This is a genomic window from Collimonas sp. OK607 (assembly GCF_900111995.1).
In the GTDB taxonomy this organism is placed as follows: domain Bacteria; phylum Pseudomonadota; class Gammaproteobacteria; order Burkholderiales; family Burkholderiaceae_D; genus Collimonas.
The window spans coordinates 149,126-167,948 of the sequence record NZ_FOKF01000006.1; the positions used below are offsets into that span (position 1 = coordinate 149,126).

Below are 18,823 nucleotides of genomic sequence, written 5' to 3' on the forward strand. Positions count from 1 at the left end.
AGCCAGCGAAGACAAAGAGTAGAGATCATGAACAAGCAAACTGAAGTTTTTATGAAAACCGCGCCACAAGACAGCAGCACTGCCTGGGCTGAAGTCGGTCAATCGCATCCGCATGAATCAGCGATCTTGCACGTGCTGGGCGAAGCCACCTACACCGACGATATCCCGGAAGCGCAAGGCACGTTGCATGCCGCGCTCGGCATGTCGCAAAAGGCCCACGCCCGGATTCGCTCGATCAACCTCGATGCCGTGCGCAGCGCGCCTGGCGTGGTGGCAGTATTCACTGAAGCCGACATCCCCGGCACCAACGATTGCGGCCCCATCCTTCACGACGATCCGATCCTGGCCAAGGGCCTGGTTGAATATGTGGGACAGCCGATCTTCGCGGTAGTCGCCGACAGCCATGACAATGCGCGTCGTGCCGTGCGCAAGGTAGTCATCGATTATGAAGAACTGCCAGCCATCCTGACACCGCAAGCAGCGCATGCGGCAAAATCTTATGTATTGCCGCCGATGCACCTGGCGCGCGGCGATGCGCAGAAAGCTTTCGAGAGCGCGCCGCATCGTGCCAGCGGCCAGTTGTATGTCGGCGGCCAGGAACAGTTTTACCTGGAAGGCCAGATTTCCTACGCTATTCCGAAAGAACAAAACGGCATGCTGGTGCTGTGTTCGACCCAGCATCCGACCGAAATGCAACACGTAGTGGCGCACGCGCTGGACGTGCATTCGCATAACATCGTGGTGGAATGCCGGCGCATGGGTGGCGGCTTCGGCGGCAAGGAATCGCAATCGGCCTTGTGGGCGGCAGTGGCAGCAATTGCCGCAGCCAAACTGAAACGCCCGGTCAAGCTGCGCGCCGACCGTGACGACGACATGATGGTCACCGGCAAACGCCATTGTTTCTATTACAATTACGAAGTCGGTTACGACGATGCCGGCCGGATTGTCGCCGCAAAAGTCGACATGGTAAGCCGCGCCGGCTTCTCGGCCGACTTGTCGGCGCCGGTAGCAACCCGTGCAGTCTGCCATTTCGACAATACCTACTACCTGTCCGATGTCGACATCAAGGCCAGCTGCGGCAAGACCAATACTCAATCAAACACTGCATTCCGCGGTTTCGGCGGCCCGCAGGGTGCGATTGCAATCGAATACATCGTCGATGAAATCGCCCGCAACCTGGGCCGCGATGCGCTCGATATCCGCAAGCTGAATTTTTACGGCCGCAACGATGAAGAAGGCCGCAACGTCACGCAATACGGCCAGAAGATCGTCGATAACGTGATTCATGAGCTGGTAGCCGAATTGGAAGCCAGCAGCGAATACCGCCAACGCCGCGCTGCCATCGAAGCCTTCAACGCCACCAGCCCGGTATTGAAAAAAGGCCTGGCGCTGACACCGGTGAAATTCGGTATCGCCTTCAACGTCACCCACTTCAATCAGGCTGGCGCGCTGGTGCATGTGTACACCGACGGTTCAGTACTGGTGAATCACGGCGGCACCGAAATGGGCCAGGGTATCAATACCAAGGTAGCGCAGGTAGTGGCGCATGAGCTCGGAATTCCGTTGGAGCTGGTACGCGTCAGTGCGACCGATACCAGCAAGGTCGCCAATACTTCGGCGACCGCAGCTTCCACCGGCGCCGACCTGAACGGTAAGGCGGCACAGGACGCCGCGCATACGATTCGCCAGCGCCTGGCAGAATTCTTCGCCAAGTTGCACGGCGGCGACGCCAAGGCAGTGACTTTTGCCGCCGGCGCAATCCATCTCGGGGAACACAGCATGCCGTTTGGCGAACTCGCGCAAAAGGCGTATCTGTCGCGTGTGCAATTGTGGTCTGACGGCTTCTACGCCACCCCAGGCTTGCATTGGGATCCGAAAACCATGACCGGCCGGCCGTTTTCTTACTTTGCCTACGGTGCCTCGGTATCGGAAGTGGTAGTCGACACCTTCACCGGCGAATGGAAATTGCTGCGCGCCGATGCTTTGTACGATGCCGGACAGTCGCTCAATCCGGCGCTGGATATCGGCCAGGTTGAAGGTGCGTTCATTCAAGGCATGGGCTGGCTCACCACGGAAGAACTGTGGTGGAACAAGGACGGCAAGCTGATGACTCACGCGCCGTCGACTTACAAAATCCCCGGCATTTCAGATTGCCCTCAGGATTTCCGCGTCAGCCTGTTCAAGAACCGCAACGTCGAAGACAGCATCCATCGCTCCAAAGCCGTAGGCGAACCGCCGCTGCTGCTGCCGTTCTCGGTATTTTTCGCGATCCGCGATGCGATCGCCAGTGTCGGCGGCAAACGCTTCAATCCGCCGCTGAATGCACCGGCGACCAGCGAAGCGATTCTCAAATCGGTGGATGCTGTGCGCGCCATGGCGCGTGCGGCCTGATCCAGCGCACGGATCCATCATCGGGAGACTCACCATGAGCAACTGGCTCGATGCGCTAACCACGCTGATCACGCAACCCTCGCAAACCACCACGGCGATCCTGGTCACCGTGGCGCAGGTCGAAGGTTCCGGTCCACGTGAGCCGGGTGCAAAAATGGTGGTGACTGCGGTCGGCCAGTTCGACACTATCGGCGGCGGCCATCTCGAATTGCAAGCAATCCGGATCGCCCGCGAAATGCTGGATGAGGGCTTGTCGCTTACCCGTGAGCGTCGCCTGCAGCGGTTTTCGCTTGGACCATCGCTGGGCCAATGCTGCGGCGGCGTCGTGCATCTGGCGTTTGAACGCGTAACACCTGCCGCAGCCGATTATTTCAGTTTCCTGCAACGCCGCTTGCGCGAAGCCGAAGACAGCTGGCGCCTGGTCGCCCTGGATGATGCCGCACCACCGGCACTATGCGATGGCGACGGTGAACGCCTGCACGGACCGGGACGGCTGCCGACCCTGCCGTCATTATCGACGCCGTCAGTCAACGCCTTCGGCGCCTGCCTGGTTTTGCGCGACGATAACGGTAAACGCTGGCTGCTCGATGCCTGCCTGGCGACACGGCCACAGTTGTTCCTGTTTGGCGCCGGCCACGTCGGTGCGGCAATCGTCAAGGCGCTCGGCGATCTGCCATGCCGGGTGGTCTGGATCGATGAGCGGGAAGAAATGTTTCCGGACGAGTTGCCGGCCAACGTCTGCGTGGAAGCAACCGACACACCGGAAGCCTTGATAGATAGCGCTCCGGCCGGCTCAAGCTTCCTGGTCATGACGCACAATCACGCGCTCGACCAGCGCTTGTCGGCACAGATTCTGCAGCGCGATGGCGTTGTCTGGTTCGGCCTGATCGGTTCAAAGAGCAAGCGCATGCAGTTCGAGCATCGTTTGCATGAACGCGGCATTCCTCTTGAGCGGTTGGCCGACATGGTCTGCCCTATCGGTATTCCTGGCATAGTCGGCAAGGAACCGGCAGTCATCGCTGCCTCGGTCACCGCGCAGTTACTGCAGGTCTGGGAACAGATCGCCAAACAAGAATTGACAGCAGCGCCGCAATTGAGCTCGCAACTTGTCAGCGAAATATAGTTCGACTTCAGTCGGGTTTAGTTATTCATAACGCGTTTGTACGCGTTTTCATTCAAGGATAGTTTCATGGCAGCCATCAGTTTCAGCAATATCGATCAGTCCACATTGCAGGCATACCGCGCTAGCGTTCTTCATTTCACCGCCGATCCGGCCCTGCAAGCAAACGCTCATGCCTGGCACGAAGATGGCCTGTTATTGATCGCCGACGGCAAGGTGGTGGCAGCTGGCGACTATCAGCAGTTGTCGGTGCAATTGCGGGCTGAGCTGAAAACCGAACTGAAAATCCAGGATTACCGCGGCAAGATCATCATGCCGGGTTTTATCGACACCCACTTGCACTATCCGCAAACGGACATGATCGCCTCGCCGGCGCCGGGCTTGTTGCCTTGGCTGGAAAAATATACTTTCCCGACCGAACGCAAGTTTGATGATCCGGCCCACGCCAGCGATGTCGCCACATTCTTCATCGATGAGCTACTTCGCTGCGGCACCACCACTGCTATGGTGTACTGCACAGTCAATCCGACTTCAGTCGATGCCTTCTTCAATGCCAGCGAAGCACGCAATCTGCGGATGGTGACCGGCAAGGTACTGATGGACCGGAACTGCCCTGATTTCTTGCAAGATACCGCTGAAGGTGGCATTCGCGATACGGAAGAGCTGCTGAAGAAATGGCATAAGCGCGGCCGGCAGTTGTACGCGATCACGCCACGTTTCGCGCCTACCTCCAGCAACGCCCAGCTGCAACTGGCAGGAGAGCTGGCACAGGCTTATCCGGACGTATATCTGCAAACCCACGCCGCGGAAAATCTCGACGAGATTGCCTGGGTCAAATCGCTGTTCCCCGATTCGCGCAGCTACATGGACGTGTACGACAAATACGGCATGTTGCGTCCGCGCTCCATGTACGGCCATTGCGTCTGGCTCGACAATCACGATCGTCAGCGCATGGCAGAGACACAATCGGCTATCGCGATTTGCCCGACTTCGAATCTGTTCCTCGGCAGCGGATTGTTCGACTTCAAGGGCGCCGACGCGGCAGGAATGCCACTGTCGCTGGCTACCGATGTCGGCGGCGGCACCAGTTTCTCCATGCTGCAGACCATGAACGAAGCCTACAAGGTCGCGCGTATGGCGACCACTTATCTGCCGGCGTCGCGCATGTTTTACCTGGCCACGCTGGGTGGTGCGCGCAGCATGCAACTGGAAGGTACGATAGGTAATTTCGTCGCCGGTACTGAAGCTGACTTCATCGTGCTCGACCCGCAAGCCACACCGCTGTTGGCACGCCGCAGCGAACGCACGGAAAGCCTGGAAGAACTGTTGTTTGCACTGGCGTTGCTGGGGGATGACCGGACTATTGCGGCTACCTATGCAGCAGGCAAATTGGTGCATAGCCGGACTGTAGCGAGCACCTAGGACGTAGGGTGGGCACGCATTTGTGCCCACCCTACGCCTGATCCGACATCAAGGCCGCAGTATGTACTTGTTTTCACTAACGCATTCATAGCGCTGTAAAACATTACCGCTGTCGTCGACACTCTCCAGATACACGTCGAACTGCCACAGGCGCGCCATGTGCCGCAATATTTCATCGGTACCGTCTGCCAGCGGCCGGTCGTCGCTACGGAAATGACGTAGTGTCAGGCTGCGGTCGCCGCGGGTGTTGACTGACCAGACCTGGATGTTCGGTTCCCGGTGGTTGATATCGTATTGGCGCGACAAGGCTTGCCGTACGTACTGGTAGCCAGCTTCGTTGTGAATGGCCGACACCTCCAGTTCGCTGCGACGTTCATCGTCGAGCACGGCAAACAGACGCATGTCGCGTATCAGTTTCGGCGACAGATATTGCGCGACAAAGCTTTCATCCTTGAAATTGCGCATCGCGTAATGCAAGGTATCCAGCCAAGGCGTTCCTGCCAGCTCGGGAAACCATTCGCGGTCCTCGTCGGTCGGGTTTTCGCAGATACGGCGGATATCGGTCATCATGCCAAAACCGAGCGCGTAGGGATTGATGCCGCTGTAATACGATTTGGTGACTGGCGGCTGATACACCACGTTGCTATGCGAGTGCAGGAATTCCATCATGAAGCCGTCGGTCAGCTTGCCCTCGTCATACAGCGTGTTGAGAATCGTGTAGTGCCAGAACGTAGCCCAGCCTTCATTCATGACCTGGGTTTGGCGCTGCGGGTAAAAGTACTGTGCGATCTTGCGCACGATGCGAATCACTTCGCGCTCCCAGGATTCCAGCAGCGGTGAATTTTTCTCGGCGAAGTACAAGAGATTCTCTTGTGTTTCAGATGGAAAACGTCCTTCAACCTGTTCGGCCGCTCCCACCTTTTTTTCAGGCAGGGTACGCCACAATTCATTAACCTGCGACTGCATGTAATCTGCGCGTTCGCGCCGCTGTGCCCGCTCTTTTTCCAGCGACAATTTCTGCGGCCGCTTATAGCGGTCGACGCCGTAATGCATCAGCGCGTGACAGGAATCGAGCAATTCCTCGACCTTGGAAAAGCCGTAGCGCTCTTCGCATTCTGCGATGTACATCTTGGCATAGACCAGGTAATCGATGATCGCGTGGGCGTCCGTCCACAGCTGGAACAGGTAGTTTCCCTTGAAAAAAGAATTGTGCCCGTACGCCGCATGCGCCACCACCAGCGCCTGCATCGTCATGGTGTTTTCTTCCATCAGATAGGCAATGCAGGGATTCGAATTGATGACGATTTCGTAGGCAAGCCCCATCTGTCCGCGTTTGTAGTCGCGCTCAGTCATCAGGAAATGTTTACCGAACGACCAGTGCCGGTAATTAACCGGCATGCCGGCCGACGCGTAGGCATCCATCATTTGTTCAGCGGTGATAATTTCCAGCTGGATCGGATAGATGTCCAGCTTATAATTCGCGGCAACGCGGGCAATCTCGTCGTTATAAAGCTCGATAAGATCGAACGTCCAATCGGATGGGCAAGGCAGCGGTTGATTGATCAGACGGTCGTTCATGACTGCACCTGCTTTTCAAACAGTTCGCGGAACACCGGATAGATTTCGCTGGCGGCCTGCACTTTTTTCATCGCGAATTGCGGGTTGACCGCAGCGATCTGCTGATATTCAGTCCATAGATTCTGCTCTTCGACCGTTACCTGGATGTAGGCGAAATAGCGCGAGCGGGGCAGGATTTCCAGTTCCAGCAGCTCCCGGCATTTCGGCGAATCGTCGTTCCAGTTGTCGCCATCGGAGGCCTGGGCACCGTAGATATTCCAGTCCCCCGGCGGATAACGTTCGTCAATGATCTTCTTCATCAATTCCAGCGCGCTCGACACCACCGTGCCGCCGCTTTCCTGCGAATGGAAAAAGGTATCTTCATCGACCTCGTCGGCGCGTGTGTGATGGCGGATGAAGACGACTTCGATATGTTCGTAGTTACGGGTCAGGAACAGATAGAGCAGGATAAAGAAACGTTTCGACAAGTCTTTCCGTTGCTCGTCCATCGAACCCGATACGTCCATTACGCAAAACATCACAGCCCGGCTAGACGGTTGCGGCACCTTGACCCGGTTCACATAACGCAGGTCGAAAGGATCGATGAAAGGGATGCGCCAGATGCGGCCTTTCAGATGATGGATATCATCTTCCAGCCGCTTGATTTCATCGCGCCGGTCGTCTGGATCCGCTTTGAGCGCCTCCATCAGCAGTTCCAGTTCACGCAGCTTTACCACCAGCGGTGAACCGAGTGCAATCCGGCGTCCCAACGAGCTGCGCAGCGAGCGGACGATATCGATGTTATTGGGGCTGCCGTCAGTCGAATAGCCGGCGCGCATGTTTTTCCAGCTCGGCACTGCGAGCAGGTTGGTTTTTATGAGGCGCGGCAATTCGAGGTCTTCAAAGAAATACTGCATGAATTCTTCGCGCGACAGCTGGAACACGAATTCATCTTCGCCTTCCCCTTGATTGCTGGCCGAACTGCCGCCACCGCCGGCGCCGCCATCCGGTCGGGCGATGCGATCACCTTGCAGATAATCCTGGTTGCCGGGATGGACCATCTCACGCTTGCCGCCGGGACCGTGACCGAATATCGGCTCGTTGATCCCCTTGCGCGGAATGCTGATGCTCTTGGCGTTTTCGATTTCCTTGATGCCGCGATCGCGCACGGCCTCGGTCACGGAGCGATGAATAGCCGCCCGAAAGCGCCGTAAAAAGCGCTCTCGGTTGGCAATGCTTTTGTTCTTGCCAGACAGTCTACGGTCGATTATCTGATGCAACACGGTCGGCTCTCCTAGGGTGAGTCGCTGGTACTTTTATTCAATACGTACCCAATGCGCACCTTACGACGATTTGCGCACGCGTAGATACCATTCGCACAGCAAGCGTACCTGTTTCGGCGTGTAACCCTTACTGACCATGCGATTGACGAAATCTTCATGCTTGCGTAATTCTTCGTTCGACCCTTTGGCGTTGAATGAAATAACCGGCAACAAATCTTCGGTATTCGAGAACATCTTTTTCTCGATCACCACGCGCAGTTTTTCGTAGCTGGTCCAGAGCGGATTCTTGCCGGCGTTCGAGACCCGTGCGCGCAACACAAAATTCACAATCTCGTTACGAAAATCCTTTGGATTACTGATGCCAGCCGGCTTTTCGATTTTTTCCAGCTCAGCGTTCAAGGCAGCCCGGTCAAAACTTTCGCCAGTGTCATGGTCGCGGAATTCCTGATCCTGTATCCAGAAATCGGCATAAGTGACATAACGATCGAAGACGTTCTGGCCGTATTCGGAATACGACTCCAGATAAGCGGTCTGGATTTCCTTGCCGATAAATTCCGCATAGCGGGTTGCCAGCGTATCCTTGACGTAGGACAGGTATTTTTGCTCCAGCTCTTGCGGAAATTGCTCGCGTTCGATCTGCTGCTCCAGCACATACATCAGGTGCACCGGATTGGCGGCGACTTCGGTCGAGTCGAAGTTGAATACGCGTGACAATATCTTGAAGGCGAAGCGGGTCGAGACCCCGGTCATGCCTTCATCCACACCGGCATAGTCGCGATATTCCTGGAACGATTTGGCTTTCGGGTCGCTATCTTTCAGGTTGTCACCGTCATACACCTGCATTTTCGAAAAAATACTGGAATTTTCCGGTTCACCCAGACGGGTCAAGATCGAGAACTGCGCCATCATTTTCAACGTGCCCGGCGCACAAATCGCCTTGCCCAAAGAAGACGTACGTATCAGCTTTTCGTAAATCTTGATTTCTTCCGACACCCGCAAGCAATACGGCACCTTGACTATATAGATACGATCCAGCAAAGCTTCGTTATTCTTGTTGTTGCGGAACGCCTTCCATTCCGATTCGTTCGAGTGGGCCAGGATAATGCCGTCGAACGGAATCGCGCCAAAACCTTCGGTGCCCTTGAAGTTACCTTCCTGCGTAGCAGTCAGCAACGGATGCAGCACCTTGATTGGCGCCTTGAACATTTCGACGAATTCCAGCAAACCTTGATTGGACAAGCACAGGCCGCCTGAATAGCTGTAGGCATCGGCATCGTCCTGCGAATATTGTTCCAGCTTGCGAATATCGACTTTGCCGACCAGGGTTGAAATATCCTGGTTGTTTTCGTCGCCCGGTTCGGTTTTGGAAATGGCCACTTGCCGCAAGATCGACGGGTAGCGTTTGACTACGCGGAATTTGCGGATGTCGCCGTTGAATTCATGCAAGCGCTTGACGGCCCACGGACTCAGTATCGATCTCAGGTAACGGCGCGGAATGCCGTATTGTTCTTCCAGGATCGCGCCATCTTCTTCGTAATCGAACAGACCCAGCGGCGACTCATTGACCGGCGATCCCTTGAGGGAATAAAACGGCACATGTTCCATCAACTGTTTGAGACGTTCGGCGATCGACGATTTACCGCCACCGACCGGGCCCAGCAGATACAGAATCTGTTTGCGTTCTTCCAGGCCTTGCGCTGCGTGCCGGAAATAAGCGACCACTTGCTCGATCACTTCTTCGGCGCCGTAGAATTCCTTGAACGCCGGATAAACCTTGAGCACCTTGTTGGCGAAGATGCGCGATAAGGATGGATCGTGGCGCGTGTCAACCTGTTGCGGCTCGCCTATCGCCATCAGCATGCGTTCCCCGGCTGTTGCATAACAGCTGGGATCAGTCTTACAAAGCGCAAGATATTCTTCTAAAGAAAATTCTTCTTCTCTGGTTTTGTCGAACCGACTCGCAAAGCTGCTGTAGATATCCATATCACCCCCGCATCAACGATGTTGCGAAAACAAATTGAAGATTACTTCTACCGAGTTTGACCTCTTCAGATACTCGCAGTTCCTTGACCGGCTGACTGCACTTTCAATGCGGCCCAGAAGAGGATTACACGATTCGATTCTAAACCTTTTTCTAAGATGCAACAGGGTTTTATCCGTTTTGCTACACCTTACTTCTTACTTTGTACTTTTTACTTTTCATTCCAAGGTGCGACCTTGAATAAAATCAACATCCCCGGCAACGCCAGTACGAAACATAAAATGAAAAAATGGAACCAGCCTGTTTCCGCAACGATATAACCGACCGAGGAATTGATGAAGGTACGTGGCACCGCAGCAAGGCTGGTGAACAAGGCGTATTGCGTTGCGGTGTAGCGCGGATCGGTGGTGCGCGCGATATAAGCAACAAAGGCAGCAGTGCCGAGACCCACGCCAAACGCTTCGCCGCCGATCACGATAGCCAGCACCAATGGATCGGGACCGGTCTGCGCCAGCCAGGCAAATCCAAGAATGGTTACCGCTTGCACCACGCCGAAAATCCACAAGGCGCGGTTAATCCCGATCTGCACCATCCAGATGCCGCCGACCAGGCCGCCGACCAGGCTGGCCCACAAGCTGGTGGTCTTGGAAATCAACCCGATCTGCGTCAGCGTGAAACCGATATCGATATAAAACCTGGTAGCAAGCGCAGTTGCCATACTGTCGCCGAGCTTATACAGAAAAATGAAGGCAAGTATCCACAAGGCGCTACGCCAGCCATCTCGCGCGATAAACTCTTGAAACGGTAACAAGACGGCTTCCCGCAGGTTCTTTGGCGGTGCGCCGTACACGCTCGGTTCCTTGATCATCAGCGTGCAGATCAAGCCCGGCAGCATGAATCCCGCGGTGATCCAGAATACCGCCTGCCAGCTCATGTGATCGGCCAGGAACAGCGACAAGGCGCCTGGCACCATGCCCGCCACTTTATAGGCATTGACGTTGATCGCCGCGCCGAGGCCTTGTTCGCTATCCGGCAGGATCTCGCGCCGATAGGCGTCGATCACGATATCCTGGCTGGCCGACAAGAACGCCACCACTGAAGCCATGACGGCAATCGCCGCTATCTGCGTGTGCGGATTGAGCATGCCCATGCCGCCGATGGCAACGAACAAGCTAGCCTGGGTCAGCATCATCCAGCTGCGCCGGCGTCCGAGTTTGCCGAAATGGAAGCGGTCCATCAACGGCGACCATACGAATTTCCAGGTGTAAGGGAACATCACCAGCGCGAACAGGCCGAGCGCCTTCACATCAAGGCCGGATTTACTGAGCCACGCTTGCAGCAAACTGAGAAGAATAAACAGCGGCAGGCCGGAACTGAAGCCGAGGAAAGCGCAAATCAGCATGCGCCGGTTGAGATAGTGATGCCAGGGATTTGAATCTGATGTCATGGATGCGCCCGCGGTGGCGGGGAGTTTAAGATATGACGCCAGAGCGCGGCCTCAGCAATGGTCTGGGGTCCGGAGCCTGGCGTCATATCCTTTATTTTTACGGGTTATTTCTTGCGAAAGCGGAATACCGCAAGACTACCACGCCAGTTCGGCAACACCGATATCGGCTGGCCATCATGCAAGGCGACGCACTCCAGCACTTCCAGGCCGACTTCATTCGCCAGTTCCTCAAAATCCTTGATGGTGGCGCAACGCAGGTTGGGCGTGTCATACCATTCGTACGGCAAAGTCTTGGACACCGGCATGCGGCCGCGCATTAACGCTACCCGGTGCGGCCAGTAGGCGAAATTGGGGAAAGATACGATCGCTTCGCGCCCGACCCTGGCGATATCGCGCAATACGCCTTCGACATTTTTCATCATTTGCAAAGCCGACAGGCACAGCACGGTGTCGAAGGCATCGTCGGCAAACAGGTTCAGCCCGGCCTCCATATCCTGCTGAATCACCGAAACGCCGCGTGCCACACAAGCGGGAATCTTGCTGTCATCGATTTCAACGCCATAGCCGGCGCATTGCTTATCTGACTGCAGATAATCAAGCATGACGCCGTCGCCACAACCCAAGTCGAGCACTTGCGATTCACCGCGCACCCAATGTGCGATAAAAGCCAGATCCGGGCGCAAACTGCTTAGTTGATCAAAATTCATTTACTGCTCCTGCCACTTCAGTGACTGCATTCGATACGGCCGGCTGCTCCAGCTCCTGCCAGATGCGGTTGTAGTATTCGCCCACCACAGCCATATAACGCGGGTCATCCAGCAAAAAGGCGTCGTGGCCGTGCGGTGCGTCGATCTCGGCATAGCTGACACGACGTTTATTGTTTACCAGAGCCTGCACGATTTCGCGGCTGCGTTCCGGCGAAAAGCGCCAGTCGGTCATGAACGATACGAGCAGGAATTGCGCCTGGGTCTTGCTCAGGGCAAGGGTCAGGTCGCCGCCGAATTCCTTGGCCGGGTCGAAATAATCGAGGGCCTTGGTGATCAGAAGATAGGTGTTGGCATCGAAATATTCAGAAAATTTATCGCCCTGATAGCGCAGATACGATTCAATTTCAAAATCGATGCCAAAGCCGAACTGGTATGCACCGGAACGCAGGTCGCGGCCGAATTTTTCCGCCATGTCGTCATCCGACAGATAGGTGATATGCCCCACCATACGCGCCACGCGCAAGCCGTTCTTGGGTACCACGCCATGCGCGTAATAATCGCCGCCATGAAAACCAGGATCAGTCAGGATGGCCTGGCGCGCGACGTCGTTGAAGGCGATGTTTTGCGCCGACAGTTTGGGTGTCGAAGCGATTACCACGCAATGGCGCAGACGGGTCGGATACAACAAACTCCAGGCCAGCGCCTGCATGCCGCCCAGCGAGCCGCCCATGACGGCGGCAAATTGCGTGATACCCAGTGCATCGGCCAGACGCGCCTGCGCTTGCACCCAGTCCTCCACGGTCACTACCGGGAATTCCGCGCCATACGGCTTGCCGGTGGCGGCATTGATATGCATCGGGCCGGTGGAGCCGAAACAGGATCCCAGGTTGTTGACGCCGATGACAAAGAATTTATTGGTGTCGAGCGCCTTGCCTGGCCCCACCATGTTGTCCCACCAGCCGACATTCTTTTCGTCGTCCTGATAGACGCCGGCGACGTGATGCGAGGCGTTCAAGGCATGGCAGACCAGCACCGCATTCGATTTGTCGGCGTTGAGGCTGCCATAGGTTTCATACACCAGCGTGTAATCAGCTAGCAGCGCGCCGCTTTGCAACTGCAGCGGCGTCGCGAAATGCATGGATTGCGGGGAAACTATTCCGAGGGACATGGTAAGGACCTGATCCTGATAACAATAAAAAAAGCCCGAGAGCTTTCGCTAATCGGGCTAAATTCTGGGCTTGTACTTCAAGCTCGCTTTAGCCGTATTTATTTAGCATCATCCGGTCCGAAAACCAGGTGATGCCGCGCGCCCGCAAGCTGAGGTGGTGAAACCATTCAAATCGGCGCGATAACTCAAGAATAACCAAGTCGGGGCCTGGCGTCAAACTAGAACTTCAGGACAGTGATTATGCCGGCATGCGCATCTGGCTGACTGCCGCAGCAATTGCACTCGGCTCCGTACTACGCAAGATTTTTTTGGTTTGCGGCATCAGATTGTCCAGATCGCTATTCAACACTTCCTGTTTCACCGCCAGCAACTGCGCCGGATGCATGGAAAACTCCAGCAAACCCATTCCCAGCAACAAACGTGTAAATTTGACGTCGCCCGCCATCTCGCCGCACACCGACACCGGGATCCCGGCTTTGCGGCCCAATGCAATCACGGTTGACAACAAAAACAAGACTGCCGGGTGCAGCGGGTTATACAGATGCGCCACTTCGTGGTCGACACGGTCGATCGCCAGCGTGTATTGGATCAGGTCGTTGGTGCCAATCGAGAGGAAATCCATGCGTTTGATAAACATCGGCAAAGCCAGAGCCGCCGCCGGAATTTCGATCATGGCGCCGATCTGGATGGTTTCGTCGAAGGCAATGCCTTCATCGCGCAATTGTTGCTTGGCTTGCTCGATGATTGCCAGGGTTTGATCGATTTCAAAGGCATGCGCCAGCATCGGGATCAGCAGTTTCACCTTGCCCAAGGCGGAGGCGCGCAAGATTGCCCGTAGTTGGGTCAGGAATAGTTGCGGTTCTGCCAGGCAGTAACGAATCGCGCGCAAACCCAGCGCCGGGTTCAGCGCGGTTTGTTCTTCTGTGTTGATCGGTTTGTCGGCGCCGACATCCAATGTCCGGATAGTCACCGGCCGTCCCTTCATTGCCATCACCGCCTGCCGGTACGATTCGAACTGCTCATCCTCAGTCGGCAGCTCATGTTGCGGGCCGATCCTGCCCATGAACAAAAATTCCGAGCGGAACAGGCCGACACCGCTGGCGCCAGCATCCATCGCCGCCGCACAGTCGCTAGGCAGTTCGATGTTGGCCAACAAGGTGATCTCGGTCCCGTCCAGGGTAACCGCACGGGTCTTCTTGATCTTGCCTAGCTTCCTGCGTGCACGCAGCAGATGCGCCTGCCGTTCCCGATATTGCTTAAGTATCACCGTTGCCGGGTCGACAATCACCACACCGGCATCGCCGTCGATGATGATCCAGTCATCCTGCTTGATCACCCGGGAAGCGTTATTCATGCCGACCGCAGCCGGGATGTCCAGGCTGCGCGCCACAATCGCGGTATGCGAGTTCTGGCCGCCGAGATCGGTGACGAAACCGGCGAAGGCGCGGTCGCGGAATTGCAACATGTCGGCCGGCGAAATGTCATACGCGACCACCACGATATTCCCGAAAGAAGCGCCGTCGCCATCAACTTCCGGCAATCGGGTGGAAGTTCCGGTCAGCACTTTCAGCAGACGCTCGCCGACTTGCAACACGTCCATTTTGCGCTCGCGCAGGTAGGTATCTTCGATTTCATCGAATTGCGCCGACAACTCGTCGATCTGGGTCACCAGCGCCCACTCGGCGTTGTATTGGCGGTTACGGATGATATCGAGCGACATCTCGGCCAGCATCGGGTCCGACAGGATCAACAGATGGACATCGACAAAAGCGCCTAGCTCGGGTGGGGATTCTTTCGGCAAATCGCTGCGGATAGTCTGCAGTTCGGTACGTACCTTGGTCACCGCGTTTTGCAAGCGCTGGACTTCTGCCTCGACCTCGGCTTCGCCGATCAGGTAGTGTTTGACGTCCATTGCCGCCGGCGCCAGCAAATGGGCGCGGCCGATCGCGATGCCGCGCGAAACCGGAATGCCATGTAAGGTAAAGGATGCCATCGGGTCAGCCCGCTGAAAAGAATAGAATTTTATCAATTGCGAGACGGGGTTTAAGCGCCGCGAAGCCATTCAGGCTGGCTGGCGGCAACACCCCATCTCCAAGGCAACCGGGCTTAAAACTGTCGAAGGGCGCTTAAGTGTGGGCCGTTCCACTAGAGGCCGTTTTACTCACCTTCGCCGAACTTATCTTGAATCAGCTGATATAAGGCATCAAAGCAGTTTTTCTCATCCTCGCCGTCAACTTCCAGCAATATCGTGCTGCCCTTGCCGGCTGCCAGCATCATCACGCCCATAATCGACTTGGCGTTGACACGGCGCTTGTTGCGGGTCATCCAGACTTCACATTTGAATTTGCTTGCCAGTTGCGTAAATTTGGCTGACGCGCGAGCGTGCAAGCCGAGTTTGTTGATGATTTCGATTTCTTGTTGAATCATTTGTCTTTTATCTAATATTTGATTTATTGAAAGACTCGGCCCCAGGCTTGCTTAGTGTGTCAGTGCGCCAACCGTACCCGGTTATCAACCCGCACCGCGCCGCCCTGACCGCCGGCCAACGCCATTTCGGTCACCACATCAAGGGTATCGTTACGATAGGTCAAGGCGCGCAACAGCATCGGCAAACTGATACCGGCAATCACCTGAGTCTGGCTGCCGGTGCAAAACGGCAGCGTGCAATTGGACGGCGTGCCGCCCATGACGTCAGTAATCACCAACACCCCGGAACCGTCGTCCAGCCGCGCTGCAGCCTGTTTTGCCAGCTTTTGCACTTCAATCGGATTCTGGTCGGCGATCACGTCGATCGCTTCGAGTCGCTCCGGCGTTTGACGAAACACGTGAGAGGCAGCTGCGATGAATGCCTGGCCCAATGGGGCGTGGGTTAAAAGAAGAATGCCAATCATAGTTTCAATCTCAAATCCTGCTTGCGGATTCGTCCGGGGTTTATATATTTATAGCGGTTTTACAACAACGACCATCCTGTTTCGCGACTTTTACCGTGACGATCAGGACAACATAAATCAATTACTGCAGCGCTGCTTCCAGCGCATTAATGAACATCTCGGCAACATCAAAACCAGTCTGCTGCTTAATTTCCTGAAAGCAAGTCGGGCTAGTGACATTCACTTCCGTCAGATAATCGCCAATTACATCTAATCCTACCAGTAACAGGCCGCGCTGTAGCAACACCGGCCCAAGTGCTTCGCCGATTTCGCGATCGCGTGCCGTCAGCGGCTGCGCCACACCGATGCCGCCGGCTGCCAGGTTGCCGCGCACTTCGCTGCCTTGCGGAATCCGCGCCAGCGAAAAAGGCACTACTTTGCCGCCGATCACCAGCACCCGCTTGTCGCCGGCGACGATCTCAGGAATGAAACGCTGGATCATGATGGTGCGATGCCCGTTGTCAGTCAGGGTTTCGATAATCGATCCAAGATTCAGGCCGTCTTGCCGAACCCGGAAAATACCGGTGCCGCCCATGCCGTCGAGCGGTTTCAGGATCACGTCCTGATGCTCTTCGTGGAAGGCGCGCAAACGCGCCGCATCACGTGTCACCAGGGTGGGCGAAGTGTATTTGGAGAATTGTGCAATCGCCAGCTTTTCATTGTGGTCGCGGATCGCCTGCGGCTTGTTGAATACCCGGGCGCCCTGCGTTTCCGCCAGTTCCAGCAGATACGTGGTGTAGATGTATTCCATGTCGAAAGGCGGGTCTTTGCGTAACAAGATCGCATCGAACTCCGATAGGAACATGGATGCCGGCGCGCTGGCGCGATACCAGTCCTTGTCATCTCCGGTCAGGCTGACACGGATCACGTTGGCGGTGACAATCCCGCTTTCCAGCGCCATGTCTTTTTGCTCGAACGCATAGATGGTATGGCCGCGTTTGACGGCTTCGACCATCATTGCGTAAGTTGAGTCCTTGTACGTCTTGAAGGTATCGAGCGGATCGGCGAGGAAAGCAATTTTCATTTTGTGGCCCTATGGTTGTCAGGACAGAGTGCTAATCAACAGTATTAATATTCTTCCGGATTCGGATCGGTCTTTTCCATTTCCAGCGAAGCCGCCAGCAAACCGAGTCGCGCGACCACGCCGTACATGTAAAACCGGTTCGGCGCGGTGGTGCCAGGCTTGGCCAGCATATCCGGCAACGCATGTTGCTGGGCAAAGGCCAACGGTACGAAATGGGCGCCCGGCGCGTTCAGGTTTTCATTGATGCCGCGTTCGGCATGCACCCGATAAAAACCGCCGACCACATAGCGGTCGATCATGTACACCACCGGCTCCGCCACCGCATCATTGATATGTTCGAAAGTATGCACGCCTTCCTGGATGATCAGGTCGTGGATTTCGCCGCCGGCTTTACCCAGCGACAGTTTCTCGCGCTGCTTGCGGCTCAGTTCCTTGATCTGACTGACATCGGTCACGCTCATCACGCCCATGCCGTCGGTGCCGGCATCGGCCTTGACGATCACGAACGGTTTTTCAGTGATGCCGTACTCCTTGTATTTCTTGCGTATCTTTGCCAGCAGCGAGCTGACGCTGGCGGCTAGCTTGTCATCGCCGTCGACGGCTTCGAAATCGACCTGGTCGACCTTGGCGAAAAACGGATTCAACATCCACGGATCGACATCGACCAGTTTGGAAAATTTCTTGACCACTTCGTCGTAGGCTGCGAAATGGTTGCTCTTGCGGCGTACAGTCCAGCCGGCGTGCAGCGGCGGCAGCAGGTTTTGCTCGTTAAGATTTTCCAGGATCGATGGCGTACCGGAAGACAAATCGTTATTCAGCAAAATGGTGCAGGGATCGAAATTCTTCAGACCCAGGCGACGGCCGTTGGCGGAGCGCTCCAGCGGCTCCAGCGTGATCGTGCTGCCGTCCGGAAGTTCGATGGTTTTCGGCTCCTTCAGGTCTTCGTCAAGCGAACCAAGCCGGACATGCAGCCCTGTCTGGCGGAATATCTGCATCAACCGGGCTACATTTTGCAAATAGAAAGTGTTACGCGTGTTGAGCTCCGGCAACAACAACAGATTTTTGGCATCCGGACAATATTTTTCGATGGCTGCCATCGCTGCCTGTATTGCCAGCGGCAACATCTCTGGCGACAAGTTGCTAAATCCGCCTGGAAACAGGTTGGTATCAACCGGCGCCAGCTTGAAACCTGAATTACGCAGGTCAACCGAGCAATAGAACGGCGGTGTGTGCTCTTGCCATTCCATACGGAACCAACGCTCGATGGCAGGCGTGGCCGCGAGGATTTTCTTTTCCAGTTCGAGCAAAGGGCCGTTCAGGGCGGTGACAAGGTGGGGAACCATATAAAGCTTTCTTTTTGGGAGCTGTGTAGCGTCTGCAACTTGCGCAACTGCCTGTTATGGAATGTTCTTTCAGGACTTCCACGACAGGCAAGAGACGCAGATTCTAACGGGAAATGCATTGTTTCGCCGGTTACCCGGTGTGATGCCACTAAACATGACGATCCAACGGCCGGATCAGCGGCCTGGTAGCGATCCGGCAGCCACCAGGTATACGAGCTAAGTTTACATCGGGTCAGTTGGGAATTTTTAAAGTCCCGGAAAACAAAAAAGCGCTATTACGCGCTAATGCCGTTCAGTTAAGCAGGTTTTCGTAGAACGCGAGTAGCATAGCGCTGTGGTTTTGCCTTAACGGCCCGGTCGAATTTTCGATCGGGCCGTTCGTCATTGAGAAGGCTAACGAGCCTTTCACGGAGATGCTTCATCGAAGCGGGCAGCTTGCCGTAGGACCTG

At 55.7% G+C, this 18,823-nt stretch carries 14 protein-coding genes; 3 read left to right on the top strand and 11 right to left on the bottom strand.

The window, feature by feature from the left end; all coding sequences use genetic code 11:
• The first annotated feature begins 27 nt into the window (after window positions 1–27).
• The 3 genes from xdhB to guaD all read left to right on the top strand — a co-directional run bounded on the left by xdhB (window position 28) and on the right by guaD (window position 4,933).
• On the top strand, window positions 28–2,391 hold the full coding sequence (gene xdhB / locus BM029_RS06725; protein WP_092433835.1) for a xanthine dehydrogenase molybdopterin binding subunit: 2,364 nt from the start codon (window positions 28–30) through the stop codon (window positions 2,389–2,391).
• 34 nt (window positions 2,392–2,425) lie between these two features.
• On the top strand, window positions 2,426–3,514 hold the full coding sequence (gene xdhC, locus BM029_RS06730; RefSeq protein ID WP_092433837.1) for a xanthine dehydrogenase accessory protein XdhC: 1,089 nt from the start codon (window positions 2,426–2,428) through the stop codon (window positions 3,512–3,514).
• A 66-nt stretch (window positions 3,515–3,580) separates the two neighbouring features.
• Window positions 3,581–4,933 (top strand): guanine deaminase, encoded by a 1,353-nt coding sequence (gene guaD, locus BM029_RS06735; RefSeq protein ID WP_092433838.1) that lies wholly within the window; start codon window positions 3,581–3,583, stop codon window positions 4,931–4,933.
• A 48-nt stretch (window positions 4,934–4,981) separates the two neighbouring features.
• On the opposite strand, the gene BM029_RS06740 is transcribed toward guaD, so the two are convergent.
• The 11 genes from BM029_RS06740 to gshA form a co-directional block, all read right to left on the bottom strand.
• Entirely contained in the window at window positions 4,982–6,511 is a 1,530-nt protein-coding gene (locus BM029_RS06740; protein ID WP_092433840.1) for a SpoVR family protein, read from the bottom strand.
• The gene (locus tag BM029_RS06745; protein WP_092433841.1) at window positions 6,508–7,773 is read right to left on the bottom strand and encodes a YeaH/YhbH family protein; all 1,266 of its coding nucleotides are present in this window, start codon (window positions 7,771–7,773) and stop codon (window positions 6,508–6,510) included. The genes BM029_RS06740 and BM029_RS06745 overlap by 4 nt, the downstream gene beginning before the upstream one ends.
• A 60-nt stretch (window positions 7,774–7,833) precedes the next feature.
• Window positions 7,834–9,756: a PrkA family serine protein kinase gene (locus BM029_RS06750; RefSeq protein ID WP_092413950.1), complete on the bottom strand. Its 1,923-nt coding sequence runs from the start codon at window positions 9,754–9,756 to the stop codon at window positions 7,834–7,836.
• Window positions 9,757–9,965: 209 nt separating this feature from the next.
• On the bottom strand, window positions 9,966–11,201 hold the full coding sequence (locus BM029_RS06755) for an AmpG family muropeptide MFS transporter (RefSeq protein ID WP_092433842.1): 1,236 nt from the start codon (window positions 11,199–11,201) through the stop codon (window positions 9,966–9,968).
• Window positions 11,202–11,305: 104 nt separating this feature from the next.
• Window positions 11,306–11,908, bottom strand: a complete 603-nt coding sequence (gene metW / locus BM029_RS06760) for a methionine biosynthesis protein MetW (RefSeq protein ID WP_092413952.1) — start codon at window positions 11,906–11,908, stop codon at window positions 11,306–11,308.
• Window positions 11,898–13,076, bottom strand: coding sequence for a homoserine O-succinyltransferase MetX (locus tag BM029_RS06765; RefSeq protein ID WP_092433844.1), 1,179 nt, complete (start codon window positions 13,074–13,076; stop codon window positions 11,898–11,900). Before BM029_RS06765 ends, metW begins: the two co-directional genes overlap by 11 nt.
• Before the next feature lie 238 nt (window positions 13,077–13,314).
• The gene (gene ptsP, locus BM029_RS06770; RefSeq protein ID WP_092433883.1) at window positions 13,315–15,069 is read right to left on the bottom strand and encodes a phosphoenolpyruvate--protein phosphotransferase; all 1,755 of its coding nucleotides are present in this window, start codon (window positions 15,067–15,069) and stop codon (window positions 13,315–13,317) included.
• Window positions 15,070–15,233: 164 nt separating this feature from the next.
• On the bottom strand, window positions 15,234–15,503 hold the full coding sequence (locus BM029_RS06775; protein WP_092433848.1) for an HPr family phosphocarrier protein: 270 nt from the start codon (window positions 15,501–15,503) through the stop codon (window positions 15,234–15,236).
• Window positions 15,504–15,562: 59 nt separating this feature from the next.
• Window positions 15,563–15,967 (bottom strand): PTS sugar transporter subunit IIA, encoded by a 405-nt coding sequence (locus tag BM029_RS06780; protein ID WP_092413955.1) that lies wholly within the window; start codon window positions 15,965–15,967, stop codon window positions 15,563–15,565.
• 121 nt (window positions 15,968–16,088) lie between these two features.
• Complete coding sequence (gene gshB, locus BM029_RS06785) at window positions 16,089–17,030, bottom strand: glutathione synthase (RefSeq protein ID WP_092413956.1); 942 nt, start codon at window positions 17,028–17,030, stop codon at window positions 16,089–16,091.
• 44 nt (window positions 17,031–17,074) lie between these two features.
• Window positions 17,075–18,373 carry a glutamate--cysteine ligase gene (gshA, locus tag BM029_RS06790; protein ID WP_092433851.1) on the bottom strand — a complete coding sequence of 433 codons (1,299 nt, stop codon included), beginning with the start codon at window positions 18,371–18,373 and terminating at the stop codon, window positions 17,075–17,077.
• Between the last annotated feature and the right edge of the window lie 450 nt (window positions 18,374–18,823).